The sequence below is a fragment of the Sedimentitalea arenosa genome (assembly GCF_016428585.1).
Classification (GTDB): Bacteria; Pseudomonadota; Alphaproteobacteria; order Rhodobacterales; family Rhodobacteraceae; genus Sedimentitalea; species Sedimentitalea arenosa.
In genome coordinates this window covers 86,536-99,559 of the sequence record NZ_JAELVR010000007.1, presented here as the reverse complement: position 1 = coordinate 99,559, position 13,024 = coordinate 86,536, and the positions used below count along the sequence as shown (strand labels likewise).

The window sequence follows — 13,024 nt, the reverse complement described above, 5'->3', positions numbered from 1 at the left end:
CGCAGTGGCGTTCACCTCCATCGTCGAAGCGATCGGGAGGACCCCGGCGGTCTGGCTCGATCGGATGGTCGCGGCGCGCGGGCTCGACGGGCGCATCCTCGCCAAGCTCGACTATCTCAATCCCGGATCATCAAAGAAGGACCGCGCGGCGCGGGGCATCATCGAGGCGGCCCGGGCGGACGGGTCGCTCGCCCCGGGCCAGACGGTGGTCGAACTGACCAGCGGCAACATGGGAACCGGGCTGGCCATTGTCTGCGGTGCACTTGGTCATCCGTTCGTCGCAGTGATGAGCCGGGGCAACTCTCCCGAACGAGCGCAAATGATGCGCGCGCTGGGGGCCGAGGTCGTTCTCGTCGCGCAGGCCGAGGATGGCGTCGTGGGCGAGGTGTCCGGCGCGGACCTGGCCCTGGTCGAGACCGAGGCGCGCCGGATCACCGTCGAGCGCGGCGCCTTTCGAGCCGACCAGTTCGCCCATGCCGGAAATGCTGGTGCCCATTTCGCCACCACCGGGCCGGAGCTCTGGGCTGACAGCGACGGCACGCTCACGGCTTTCGTGGATTTCGCCGGTTCCGGCGGCACCTATGCCGGCGTGATCCGTGCGCTCAAGGAACAGCGCGGCGACGTCCGGGGCTACGTGGTGGAGCCCGAGGGCGCCGCGGTGCTGGCCGGGCGGACGCCGGCGCATCCCGGTCATCCGATCCAGGGAGGCGGCTATGCGATGGCAGACCTCGCGCTGCTGCAAGGCGCTTCGGTCGACGGTTTTCTCGAGGTTTCGGGGCAGCAGGCGCGCGACACGGCACGGGCGCTCGCGCGCGAAGAAGGCATCTTCGGGGGTTTCTCGGCCGGAGCGAATGTCGCCGCTGCGCTCGACCTTTTGGCCGGTCCGGAAAAGGGCGGGCGGATCGGGGTCATCATCTGCGACAGCGGTCTGAAGTACCTCTCGACCGATCTCTGGGACGCATGAGGCGGCTTACGGCGCCAATCTGATCCGGCCACCTTCGGTCAACAGCCAGCAGTCGCGCCCTTCGAACACGGCGGGATGCAGCTGGCGCCCGTGCCCCGCGCCGCCATCCAGATCGACGCGATTGCCGAAATGATGCGGCATCTCGAGCGCGGTATGTCCATGCACGACCAGCCAGGGATGTCGGCCGGTGAATTCCAGGAACGGCTTGCGGATCCACAACAGGTCATCTTCGGACTGTTCGGCAAGTGCGACGCCTGGCACGATTCCCGCGTGGACGAAAAGCAATTCGCCCCGCTCAAGGTAGAGCGGCATTCTGGTCAGAAAGGTCAGGTGCACCTGCGGTATGGAATCGCGGGCCTGCCTGTGCAGATCGGCAGGCTGGTCGGTCTCCGCCACCTCGACGCCATAGGACGCGAGCGTTGCGTCTCCCCCAAGCCTCGGGTGCAACCAGGTCAGCGCCGACGAAATGCGTTCGTCGTCGACCGTGGCATCGCGCAGGAACCTCGCGAACATGCGGTCATGGTTGCCCTTCAAGACATGCCAGTTTCGCCCGGTCTCCTGTCCCCGGATCAGCGAATCGATCACCGCGCGCGAGTCGGGGCCGCGATCGACCAGGTCGCCGAGAAAAACGATCTCGGCCTCCGCTCCGCCATCCCGCGCAATCAGGTCGAGCGCCCGGTTCATCTGGTCGAACTGGCCGTGGATGTCGCCGATGGCGTAGATTGGCGTGCCGGTCATGTCGCCTCCTGCAGGTCTGATCCGTGTCCACGATCTGACAGAACCCGAGCGGAAATGACAGGGGCCGCGAAAGCGGCCCCTGTCCAAAACCACAACACAGCGAGGTGCGTCATGCCACGTCGAAGACGAGCGGCTTGATCTGGCGGAACAAGCCGGTTGCCGACAGCTTTTCGCGCACCGGGGCGGGGACTTCCTCGTCGACATACAGCAGCGCAATCGCCTCGCCGCCCTTGTCTGACCGTCCAAGGGTGAAGTTGGCTATGTTCACGCCGTTCTCGCCCATTGTCTGGCCGAGTGCGCCGATGATGCCGGGCACGTCCTCGTTGGTCGTATAGAGCATGTGCGCGCCGATCTCGGCATCGATGTTGATGCCCTTGATCTGGATGAAGCGCGGCTTGCCGTCCGAGAACACCGTACCGGCGATCGAACGCTCTCGTTCGGAGGTCTTGACCGTCACCTTGATGTACCCGTCGAAGGCGCCGGACTTGTCCTGGTTGGTGGTGCTGATCTTGATGCCGCGCTCTTTGGCGATCACAGGCGCGCTGACCAGGTTCACGTCGGGGTTCGCCTTTTTCATGATCCCCGCGACGGTGGCGCAGTTCAGCGCCTCGAGGTTCATCTCGGCCACGGTTCCGTCATACAAAATGTTGATCGCCTTGATCGGTTCGTCCGTCATCTGGCCGATGAAGGCGCCCAGATGCCCGGCCAGTTTGACCCAGGGTCCCATGACCTTGGCTTCCTCGGCGGTGACGGACGGCATGTTGAGCGCGTTCGTCACCGCGCCGGTCAGCAGGTAGTCCGACATCTGCTCGGCCACCTGAAGGGCCACGTTCTCCTGCGCCTCGGTGGTGGCCGCGCCCAGGTGCGGGGTGCAAACCACGTTGGGCAGGCCGAAGAGCGGGTTCTCGGTCGCCGGCTCCTTGGAGAACACGTCGAAGGCCGCCCCCGCGACGTGGCCGGATTTCAGCAGGTCGGCCAGCGCCTCTTCGTCGACAAGGCCACCGCGGGCGCAGTTGATGATGCGCACGCCCTTCCTGGTCTTGGCGAGGTTCTCGGCGGACAGGATATTGCGGGTCTGGTCGGTCAGCGGCACATGCAGCGTGATGAAGTCGGCACGCGCCAAAAGGGTTTCGAGCTCGACCTTCTCGACACCCATCTTCTGCGCTTTCTCCTCGCTCAGAAACGGATCATAGGCGATCACCTTCATCCTGAGGCCGCGCCCCCGGTCGCAGACGATGCCGCCGATATTGCCCGCACCGATGACGCCCAGCGTCTTGCCGGTCAGTTCGACGCCCATGAACTTGGACTTCTCCCATTTGCCGGCATGGGTGCTGGCGCTGGCTTCGGGGATCTGGCGCGCAACGGCGAACATCAGCGCGATGGCATGCTCGGCGGTGGTGATCATGTTGCCGAAGGGCGTGTTCATCACGATCACGCCTTTTTTGGAGGCGGCTTCCTTGTCGACATTGTCGGTGCCGATCCCGGCACGACCGATCACCTTCAGCTTGTCGGCGTGGCGCAGAATGGTCTCTGTCACCTTCGTGGCGCTGCGGATCGCGAGGCCATCATACTGGCCGATCACGTCTGCCAGCTTGTCCTTGTCCTTGCCCAGGTCGGGCTGGAAATCGACGTCGATGCCGCGATCACGGAAGATCTGCACGGCGGTGGGAGACAGCTTGTCGGAAACGAGAACTTTGGGGGCCATTTTGGCGGTCCTTTTCGAAGTATCGGGAACGGGCGGGAGAGGTCTCCCGTCCTGCATGTCATGGGAAAGGCGGTGGGGTCGGGGCCCCACCCAAGCGATCAGGCAACCTGCGACAGGGCTTCGATTTCGGCGTTGAACGCCCAGTCGAGCCAGGGCAGCATCGCCTCGATATCGCTGGTTTCCACCGTGCTGCCGCACCAGATGCGCAGGCCCGGAGGCGCGTCGCGATAGGCGCCGATATCGAACGCGATGCCTTCGGTTTCCAGCCGCTTGGCGACCGCCTTGGCAAAGGCCGCGCCATCATCGATGCGCGCATCTGTGAACTTCAGGCACACCGACGTGTTGGACCGGGTCGCCGGATCGGTAGCGAGAAAGTCGATCCAGTCATGCGCGGCGACGAAATCGCTGACCGCGGCGGTGTTCGCATCGGCCCGGGCGATCATGCCCCGCAATCCTCCGACCGAACGCGCCCAGTCGAGCGCGAGCAGGTAATCCTCGACGCAGAGCATCGAAGGCGTGTTGATGGTCTCGCCCTTGAAGATGCCGTCGATCAGCTTGCCGCCCTTGGTCAGGCGGAAGATCTTCGGCAGGGGCCAGGCGGGGGCGTAGCTTTCCAGCCGTTCCACCGCGCGGGGGCTTAGGATCAGCATCCCATGCGCGGCCTCGCCGCCCAGCACCTTCTGCCAGCTGAAAGTGGTCACATCCAGCTTGTCCCAGGGCAGGTCCATCGCGAAGGCGGCGCTGGTCGCATCGCAGAGCGTCAGCCCGGCGCGGTCAGCAGGGATCGCGTCGCCATTTGGAACCCGTACGCCCGAGGTTGTGCCATTCCAAGTGAAACAGACGTCCTTGTCGAAATCGACGCCGGCCAGATCGACGATCTCGCCATACTCGGCGGTCTTGACCTCGGCGTCCAGTTTGAGCTGCTTGACCGCGTCCGTGACCCAGCCCGCACCGAAGCTTTCCCAGGCGAGCATCTCGACCGGTCTCACGCCCAGGAGGTTCCACATCGCCATTTCGAAGGCGCCGGTGTCGGAAGCCGGAACGATGCCGATCTTGTAATCCGCGGGCACACCGAGGATTTCGCGGGTCTGCTCGATCGCCGAGAGCAGCTTGGCCTTGCCGATCGCGGCGCGGTGCGAGCGCCCGAGCGGGGCGTCGGACAGCCGGTTCAGATCGAAGACAGGGGGTTTGGCACAGGGGCCGGAAGAAAAGCGCGGGTTTACCGGCCGCGCAACCGGTTGAGCAATAGCCATCAATGCTACCCTTTCAGATATGCGCCCCTCGTTGGGGAGGGGTGTCCCGCTGCCGGAGATACGGCGGCGCCCGGGGTTTCACAAGCTCAAAAACGTCGCTATAGCGCCGCTTGAGCCTGCAATTGCGACATCCGTGTCGCCTATCGGAAACTGCCCATGTTCGTCGTGACCCTGTTGACCGATCCCGCAAGAGCCAACCTTCAGCCGGCGTTGGTCGAGTCGTTGCGCAATGCCTGGGGCGGCGGCGCGGCGACATGGCTGTCGCCGGACGTGGCGGCGGAATTCGAAATGCAATCACGCCCGTCGAACCAGTGGGACGTCTGGAGCGAGCTCCAGGCGCTTGCGGTCGACCTGGTGGTGCAGCCGGCAAAGGACCGGCGCAAGAAGATGTTGCTGGCGGATATGGACAGCACGATGATCCGGCAGGAATGCATCGACGAACTGGCGGACGTGGCCGGTGTAGGCGAGCGGGTCAAGGAGATCACTGCCCGCGCCATGAATGGGGAACTCGATTTCGAGGGCGCCCTTGTCGAGCGCGTGAGCCTCTTGTCCGGACTCGACGCCACAGTGATCGAACGCGTTCTGGCCGAGCGGATCTCGTCCATGCCCGGCGGGCAGGCGCTGGTTGCGACGATGAAGGCGCATGGAGGCCATGCGGCACTGGTGTCGGGTGGGTTCACGGCCTTTACCGCATCGGTGGCGACCCAGTTGGGCTTTGATGAAAACCGCGCCAATACTCTCATTGTGAAGGACGGGCGGCTGACCGGCGAGGTGGCGCGCCCGATCCTGGGGCGCGCGGCCAAGGTCGAGGCTTTGGAACAGATCACCGCACGGCTCGGTATTTCCGAAGCCGACGTGATCGCGGTCGGGGACGGGGCGAACGATCTCGGCATGTTGCAGCGGGCCGGCACCGGCGTGGCGCTGCATGCCAAGCCCTCGGTCGCCGAACAGTGCGAGGTTCGGATAAACCACGGCGATCTGACGGCGCTGCTGTTCCTGCAAGGCTATGCGCTGTCTGAATTCGCCGCCTGAAGACGTTTCAAACCAGTTGCTCGGCCGGCTTGATGATGCCGGTGTCGATGCCGCGGCGGTTCAGAATGGGCGCGTTCATGAAGCGGCGGGTTGCCGGATGGTCCGCCTCCAAGACGCCAAGGCCCACCAGGATCGCGGATATGGCGCATTCCGCCGCCCGCGTCGTACCGTCAGCAATCTTCACAGCAACCCCGAGGCGTTTCTCGGGGATGATGGCGATAAAGACGCCTTCGGCTCCGGTCTTGATCGCCGCGCGCCCATCCATTGCGCGCATCAGCTCGGTACAAGCCCGGCCTTCACCGGCGACCAGTTCGGGATGCAGCATCATCGCGCGCGCAAGTCTTTCCGCCGCGATGCTCTGCCGGTCGGACCGGTCCGCTGCGCTGGCGAACCAGGCCATGGCCCGGGCAAGGCCATGCAGCGTGGTCGCGAAGTTCGGCGCCGAGCAGCCGTCGATACCATAGGTCGGGCTGGTCTCGCCGGTCGTCTCTTCGAAGGCGGCCAGCGCAGCCTGCTGCACCGGGTGGTCGATCTCGACATAGTCCGGCCCCGCGCCCATATGCGCGGCCAGCGTCAGGAACCCGCTATGCTTGCCGGAACAGTTGTTGTGGAACTGGCAGGGCTGTTCGTGGGTCCGGATAAGCCCGTACATCGCGTCGCGGTCGTCGGGTATCTGTGGCCCGCAGCGAAAGTCTTGATCCACCAGACCCAGTTGGTCGATCCAGGCGCGCACCCTATCGGTATGAATCGCAGCGCCGTTGTGCGATGCGCAGGCCAGCGCGAGATGTTCGGTGTCCAGCCCGTACTTGTCGGCCGCGCCCGAGGTCACAAGTGGCAAGGCCTGGATCATCTTGCACGAAGATCGTGGATAGATGACAGCTTCGGGATCGCCCCAGGCGCGGACGATCTGTCCGGTGTCGTCGCAGATCACGGCGTGTCCCGTATGGCGGCTTTCCAGAAGGCTTCCGCGCCAAAGCTCGGTCATCGGAACTGGCTGGGTCAATTCGGGCCTCACAACTTGGCGAAATCCCGCCAATCGCTCTTTCGTTCGTGGTGCAATCTACGTTAGTGTGTGTATGTCGGCAAGCGGCAGGCGCGCGTCCAGACGGTTTGCCAAGAACCGCATGCGCCCGCCCATATACTTGAGGTCAGGATCAGTCTGGAGGCTGCACAAATGCGATTGAAACTTGCCCGCTCGATTGCGGGTCTGTGTCTGGCCGGGTTGGCCAGCGCGTCGATGGCTCAGGAGCAGAGCAACAACCGCGTCGCCGCGAAAACCGATTGGAGCGTTTTCGTCGAATCCGATCCCAAGGAGTGCTGGAGCGTTTCGGCCCCGAAGGAGACCGTGAACACTCGTGACGGGCGTGTCGTCGCCGTGCGGCGCGGTGATATCCTGCTGTTCGTGTTCTATCGTCCGGGCGCAGGGGTCAAGGGGCAGGTGACCTTCACTGGCGGCTATCCCTTCGCGGATGGCTCGACTGTCAACCTGAACATCTCAGGCAACGAGTTCGAGCTTTTCGCCGAGGGCGAATGGGCATGGCCGGCGACCGCAGCCGACGACGCCAAGATCATCACCGCCATGAAGCGCGGTGCCGAGGCGACGATAACCGCGCGCTCCTCGCGTGGCACCCAAACCAAGGATACGTTCTCACTGCTCGGTTTCACCGCTGCCGTCGAGGATGCCGAGAAACGCTGCGAGAGTTGACACGGGCTAAGCCTGGCCTCTGACAGCGGCATTGCGGCGTGCGATCCCTTGAAATGGTGATGCGGAGTGTTTTGAAACCGGGCCGAAACCCTATATACGGGCGGTCTGTATCCGCAACCCGAAGGAAATCCGATGTCTGCGACCGCGCCGATCACCCAAGACGTGATGACCCTTCCGCGCAAGCTTCCGGACGGGCCCACCAACCTTGTTGGTTTGACCCGGGATGCGATGCGCGACCTGCTGATCGAATCCGGCACGCCGGAAAAGCAGGCGCGGATGCGGGTCGGTCAGATCTGGACCTGGATCTATCAGTGGGGCGTGCGCGATTTCGACCAGATGACCAATCTGGCCAAGAGCTATCGCGCGCAACTGGCGGAACGCTTCGTGATCGAGATCCCCGAAGTGGTCAGCAAGCAGCTCAGCGCGGACGGCACACGCAAGTACCTCGTTCGGATCGCGGGCGGGCACGAGGTCGAGGTGGTTTACATCCCGGAAGAGGATCGCGGCACGCTTTGTATTTCCAGCCAGGTGGGATGCACGCTCACCTGTTCTTTCTGTCACACCGGTACACAAAAGCTGGTGCGCAACCTCACTGCGGGCGAGATCATCGGCCAGGTGATGATGGCGCGGGACGACTTGGGCGAATGGCCGACACCGGGCGCGCCCAAGGACGAAACCCGCCTGTTGTCCAACATCGTGCTGATGGGCATGGGCGAGCCGCTCTACAATTTCGAGAACGTACGCGACGCGATGAAGATCGCGATGGACCCCGAGGGCATCCAGCTCAGCCGCCGGCGGATCACGCTGTCGACCTCCGGCGTTGTGCCCGAGATCGCCCGCACCGCCGAAGAAATCGGCTGCCAGTTGGCCGTGTCCTTTCACGCCACCACGGACGAAGTGCGCAACCAGCTGGTGCCGATCAACAAGCGCTGGAATATCGCTGAACTGTTGGAGGCACTGCGCAGCTACCCCAAGGTCAGCAATTCCGAGCGGATCACCTTCGAATACGTGATGTTGAAGGGCGTGAACGATACAGACGAAGACGCAAGGCGCCTGATCGACCTGATCGACGGCATCCCGGCCAAGATCAACCTGATCCCGTTCAACGAATGGCCCGGTGCGCCCTATACGCGTTCGTCCAACAACCGCATTCGCGCCTTTGCCGACATCATCTACAAGGCGGGTTATGCCAGCCCGATCCGCACCCCGCGCGGCGAGGACATCATGGCGGCCTGCGGGCAGTTGAAATCCGCGACAGAGCGGGCGCGCAAGTCGCGCCGCCAGATCGAGTCCGAAGCGGGCCTGTAGGCTCAGGCGAAGATGAAATCCGACTCCGTCAACAGCCCGGTGAACCCGGTCAACTCGACGTCGAACCATGAACTGTAGCGGATCGAGGTATCGCCGTCCTGCTGCGTGACCGTCAGCGACCTGATGGTCATGTCGGCAAAGTGCGACAGGTCGATCCGGTCTTCGCCGGTGGTGAAGTCCGTGATCCGGTCGGTCGAATAGGCATCGGCATCAGTGAACACGAAGATGTCCGCGCCGCTGCCTCCGCTCAGGACGTCGGAGTCCTTTCCACCCGTCAGAACATCTTTTCCATCTCCGCCGACCAGCGTGTCCTGACCATGTCCGCCATGCAGTTGGTCCCGCCCTCTGCCGCCATCCAACAGGTCGTTGCCGGCGCCGCCGAAGAGTTGATCGTTGCCGTTTTCGCCGAACAGGCTGTCGTCGTCCGAGCCGCTGGCATAGGGATTGTCGCCGCTGTCCCGCCCGCCGATGAGGGTGTCATGCCCCTTGCCGCCGCCCAACCAGTCGTTGCCGTCGCCGCCGATCAGAGTGTCGGCGCCACCGCCGGCCTGCAGTGTATCGTCGCCGGACATGCCATCGAGCGAATCCACTCCGCCGCCGCCCTTCAACAGATCGTTGCCGCGGCCGCCCTGCAGCGTGTCGTTGCCACGGCCGCCCTGCAGCGTGTCGTCGCCCTGCATACCCAAAAGCGTGTCATCGCCCGCGTCCGCGATCAGGCGCGTGGCGCTTGAGGTCGCGATCAGCGTTTCAGCGGCGTCGGTCGCGCGGATCACAACCATGTTCTTCCGGTTCAGATGCACCGACCAGCCTTCGAAACTCTCCGAGTCGCCGTAAAGATGTTGCAGCGCCTGGACGTCGAAGGTGCCGAGTTCGGTCGCATAGGGCGAGCGGATGTTGTAGGTCATCACGCTATTGTCCTGATGGTCGTGGTCTTGGTCCAGCGTGATCTCGCCGTCATGCGGATGTTTCAGACCCAGCGCGTGGCCCAGTTCATGCAGGTTCACGAAGTAGCCGTACTCCCCTTCGCCCATGTAGCCGTAATTGTTGACCAGAACGCCCTCGCCGGAGCGGCCCGACAGGCCTTCGGAATAGGAGTAGTTCGCCCATCCACCGGCGCTCGCCCCGGACGAACCATAGATGTTGATCATGGCCGTGCCGGTCTTTTCGATGAATCTGACACCGCTGACGGCTTCGAACTTGGCGATCACCTCCTGGAACAGGGCGCGTTGCGTCGCCGAATAGGACCAGTAGGACGAAGTGTTGTATTGCGTGTAGGTCGGCAGGTCGGCGGTCTCGGTGAAACTGTAGGTGATGACCACCTGCGTCCCGACGTCGGTCGCGCCATTCCAACGCAATGGGTTCTGCCCGAGATAGGCAAGAATGCCGGTGTAGTCTTCGACATCGGTACTCATTGGCTGTGCTCCCCATGTGGCTTTCGAGGAGGCACCATGCCGGTGCAATGCGGCCCGGTTTGGGTGCCGATGGGGCGATTTGACAGCGGTGAGTCATGGCCGAGGGGAGGGCCGGAACAGCGCAATTTGATATGGATTGCGGAAGAATGGTAACCGGTTTCGCCCGACCTCTTGAATCGCTGGTGCTTTTCGGTCGGCGCGATGCGAAACTGGTTTTCAGGCAGAGTGCGCCAGTGGCGGAAAGAAAGCGGGATTGCGGCTGAAATGAGGTTTCGTGTTCTGAAACAGATTGTGCGATGAAGCGACGGGACGTGCTCATCCTGGCGGGACTCGCCGCTGTCGTGGTCGCCCTGCCGCGCGCGCGCCGGCTCGGTGAACCCGAGTTTGAATTCGAAACGATCCCGGGTCTCGCGGGCTTTCGACGTTTGTCCGGCGGATCGGTCTCGTCGCTCCCGATTGCGCTGGTCGGCATCGATACCCTGTCAGCGGAGCAGAACGCGCTCCGCCGCGCTATCGCGTCCTCACCCTGCGATTCACTCTGGCACGATGGTGGTGCACCTGCGCCGGGGATCGTCCCCGTGGCCGTCTTCACCGATTACAACTGCCCCTATTGTCCGACCCTCAGCGAGACGGTGATCGCGCTGCAGGAGGCGGGCGAACCGATCGCCGTGAGATGGCAAGATCTTCCGCTGCTGGGTCCGCGGTCCGAGGATGCAGCGCGGGCGGCGCTGGCCGCCGAACGGCAGGATGCCTACCTGCCTTTGCACCGGCACCTGATGCGCAGCACGTTGCGACCGGGGGAGGCGCAGCTGGGCACGCTGGCGGAAAGTTTCGGGTTGGAACCGTCGCAATTTGTCGAAGACGCCGCCTCGGAGGAAGTTGCTGCGCGGATCGAACGCAGCCGGGCGCTGGCCGACGTGTTCGGGATCGTCGGCACGCCGTCCCTGGTGGTCGGTCGCACGCTTGTCGTCGGCACGATCGAGGAACGCGACCTGCGGCGGCTCATAGCGCTCGAGGCTGCGATGCCGCCCGGGCCGTGTTTTGCCGGCTGACGCTCAGCGGTCGGGGATGCTGTCGCGCGGTGGCGCCGGCTCCCAGTTCTCGATGATCTGCACGGCGTCTTCGGCGGTGTCGACGAAGCGGAACAAGTCCAGGTCGGACGGTGAAATCGTACCGGCGTCGGCCAGAGCGTCCCAATTGATGACCCGCTCCCAGAAGGCACGTCCGAACAGCAGGAAGGGCACCCGCTCCATCCGGCCGGTCTGGATCAGGGTCAGCGATTCGAACATTTCGTCAAGCGTGCCGAACCCGCCGGGAAAAATGCAGATCGCCCGGGCACGCATCAGGAAATGCATCTTGCGAATGGCGAAATAGTGAAAGTTGAAGCTGAGTTCCGGCGTCACGTAGCCGTTCGGCGCCTGTTCGTGCGGCAACACGATATTCAGACCGATGGAGATCCCGCCCGCGTCGTGCGCGCCCCGGTTTCCCGCTTCCATCACGCCGGGCCCGCCGCCGGTGACGATGACGTTCTCCTTGCAGCCGCTTTGCACGGACCGCAACGTGATCTGATGGGCGAAATCGCGGGCGACGTCATAGAAATGCGACAACTCTGCAAGCGTCTTGGTGCGCGCCGTGTCCTTGTGTTCGGGATCGGGGATGCGCGCACCGCCGAACAGGACGACGGTGCTCTCGATGCCGCGTTCGTCGAGGAACATCTGGGGCTTCAGAAGTTCGAGCTGCAGCCGCACCGGACGCAACTCATCCCGGCACAAAAAGTCGTTGTCGGCGAAGGCCAGCCGATAGGCCGGCGCGCGGGTCTGCGGCGTGTCGGGCACATGCGCGGCAGTTGTGCGATCGAGGTGGGCATCCCGGAACGGGCTGAGGCGATCTTCTTTCATTGCAGTACGTTCCCTGCTTGCGTGTCGGTTCCAGCCCTATAGGGTTCGCCGCGACAAGACCAGTGACGGGACCGCATGGATGGACTGGAAAACCGAGATCGATGCCGCCGCGGCGCGGATTGCGCCTCATATGTTGCGCACCCCGGTGATCCGCATCACGGGACCAAACCTGCCGGGAGAGGTCGAGCTCAAGCTCGAACAGATGCAGCATACCGGCAGCTTCAAGGCGCGCGGCGCGTTCAACACGCTGATCTCGCGCCCGGTTCCCGAGGCGGGCCTGGTCGCCGCCAGCGGTGGAAATCACGGTGCGGCAGTGGCCTATGCAGCGCGAGAAATGGGTCACAAGGTGCATGTTTTCGTGCCCGAAATGGCGGGGCCCTCCAAGATCGCCCTGATCCGCGACACCGGGGCCGATCTGACCGTGGTGCCGGGCGAATATGCCAACGCGATGCAGCAGGCCCAGGCCTTCGAGGTCGAGACCGGCGCGATGCAGATCCACGCCTATGATGCCGATCCGACCGTCGCAGGTCAGGGCACCTGCCTGCGCGAATGGGAGGAGCAGGGGCTGCAGGCCGATACGGTGCTGATCGCGGTCGGCGGCGGAGGGCTGATCGCCGGGTCGTTGGCCTGGCTGGCCGGCGCGCGCAAGGTTGTTGCGGTCGAGCCCGAAACCTCGTGCGCGCTGCACGCGGCGCGCGCCGCCGGTGTGCCGGTCGATGTCGAGGTCTCTGGCGTGGCCGCAAATGCGCTCGGAGCGCGGCGGATCGGCAGGATCTGTTTCGAGCAGGCCGTGCGATGGGACGTGCAATCGATCCTCGTGTCTGACACCGCGATCACCGCCGCCCAGGTGGCGCTGTGGCGCATGCTTCGTCAACTGGTCGAACCTGCGGGTGCGACCGCCCTCGCGGCGCTGATGTCCGGGGCCTACGTCCCGGCACCGGATGAGCGGGTGGCCGTTCTGGTCTGTGGCGGTAACGTCGCGCCCGACCCGTTTCGCGGTGGCTGATAT

The 13,024-nt window shown here is 64.1% G+C and carries 12 protein-coding genes; 6 read left to right on the top strand and 6 right to left on the bottom strand.

Annotated features, from left to right (window positions below; translation table 11 throughout):
• The first annotated feature begins 4 nt into the window (after positions 1–4).
• On the top strand, positions 5–964 hold the full coding sequence (locus tag JF290_RS11255; RefSeq protein ID WP_199024982.1) for a PLP-dependent cysteine synthase family protein: 960 nt from the start codon (positions 5–7) through the stop codon (positions 962–964).
• 6 nt (positions 965–970) lie between these two features.
• On the opposite strand, the gene JF290_RS11250 is transcribed toward JF290_RS11255, so the two are convergent.
• The 3 genes from JF290_RS11250 to JF290_RS11240 all read right to left on the bottom strand — a co-directional run bounded on the left by JF290_RS11250 (position 971) and on the right by JF290_RS11240 (position 4,660).
• On the bottom strand, positions 971–1,702 hold the full coding sequence (locus tag JF290_RS11250) for a metallophosphoesterase (protein WP_199024981.1): 732 nt from the start codon (positions 1,700–1,702) through the stop codon (positions 971–973).
• 109 nt (positions 1,703–1,811) lie between these two features.
• The gene (gene serA / locus JF290_RS11245; RefSeq protein ID WP_199024980.1) at positions 1,812–3,407 is read right to left on the bottom strand and encodes a phosphoglycerate dehydrogenase; all 1,596 of its coding nucleotides are present in this window, start codon (positions 3,405–3,407) and stop codon (positions 1,812–1,814) included.
• A 98-nt stretch (positions 3,408–3,505) separates the two neighbouring features.
• A complete protein-coding gene (locus JF290_RS11240) occupies positions 3,506–4,660 on the bottom strand; it encodes a phosphoserine transaminase (RefSeq protein WP_199024979.1) in 1,155 nt (384 codons plus the stop codon).
• A gap of 156 nt (positions 4,661–4,816) precedes the next feature.
• Between JF290_RS11240 and serB the strand changes: the two genes are divergently transcribed.
• Positions 4,817–5,692 carry a phosphoserine phosphatase SerB gene (serB, locus tag JF290_RS11235; RefSeq protein ID WP_199024978.1) on the top strand — a complete coding sequence of 292 codons (876 nt, stop codon included), beginning with the start codon at positions 4,817–4,819 and terminating at the stop codon, positions 5,690–5,692.
• A 7-nt stretch (positions 5,693–5,699) separates the two neighbouring features.
• Here the strand turns inward: serB and JF290_RS11230 are convergent, their stop codons facing one another.
• A complete protein-coding gene (locus tag JF290_RS11230) occupies positions 5,700–6,677 on the bottom strand; it encodes an asparaginase (protein WP_199024977.1) in 978 nt (325 codons plus the stop codon).
• Positions 6,678–6,866: 189 nt separating this feature from the next.
• Between JF290_RS11230 and JF290_RS11225 the strand changes: the two genes are divergently transcribed.
• Together JF290_RS11225 and rlmN are read left to right on the top strand one after the other, a co-directional pair.
• Entirely contained in the window at positions 6,867–7,397 is a 531-nt protein-coding gene (locus JF290_RS11225; RefSeq protein WP_199024976.1) for an invasion associated locus B family protein, read from the top strand.
• A gap of 132 nt (positions 7,398–7,529) precedes the next feature.
• Positions 7,530–8,705 (top strand): dual-specificity RNA methyltransferase RlmN, encoded by a 1,176-nt coding sequence (gene rlmN / locus JF290_RS11220; RefSeq protein ID WP_199024975.1) that lies wholly within the window; start codon positions 7,530–7,532, stop codon positions 8,703–8,705.
• Between the two features lie 2 nt (positions 8,706–8,707).
• Here rlmN and JF290_RS11215 read toward each other — a convergent pair whose 3' ends face one another.
• Complete coding sequence (locus JF290_RS11215) at positions 8,708–10,117, bottom strand: M10 family metallopeptidase C-terminal domain-containing protein (RefSeq protein ID WP_199024974.1); 1,410 nt, start codon at positions 10,115–10,117, stop codon at positions 8,708–8,710.
• 296 nt (positions 10,118–10,413) lie between these two features.
• Here JF290_RS11215 and JF290_RS11210 point away from each other — a divergent pair, with 296 nt between their 5' ends.
• The gene (locus JF290_RS11210) at positions 10,414–11,169 is read left to right on the top strand and encodes a DsbA family protein (RefSeq protein WP_199024973.1); all 756 of its coding nucleotides are present in this window, start codon (positions 10,414–10,416) and stop codon (positions 11,167–11,169) included.
• A 3-nt stretch (positions 11,170–11,172) separates the two neighbouring features.
• Here JF290_RS11210 and JF290_RS11205 read toward each other — a convergent pair whose 3' ends face one another.
• Positions 11,173–12,015: an LOG family protein gene (locus JF290_RS11205; protein ID WP_199024972.1), complete on the bottom strand. Its 843-nt coding sequence runs from the start codon at positions 12,013–12,015 to the stop codon at positions 11,173–11,175.
• A 79-nt stretch (positions 12,016–12,094) separates the two neighbouring features.
• On the opposite strand from JF290_RS11205, the gene JF290_RS11200 reads away from it, so the two are divergent.
• Entirely contained in the window at positions 12,095–13,021 is a 927-nt protein-coding gene (locus JF290_RS11200; RefSeq protein ID WP_199024971.1) for a threonine/serine dehydratase, read from the top strand.
• The last annotated feature ends 3 nt before the right edge of the window (positions 13,022–13,024 follow it).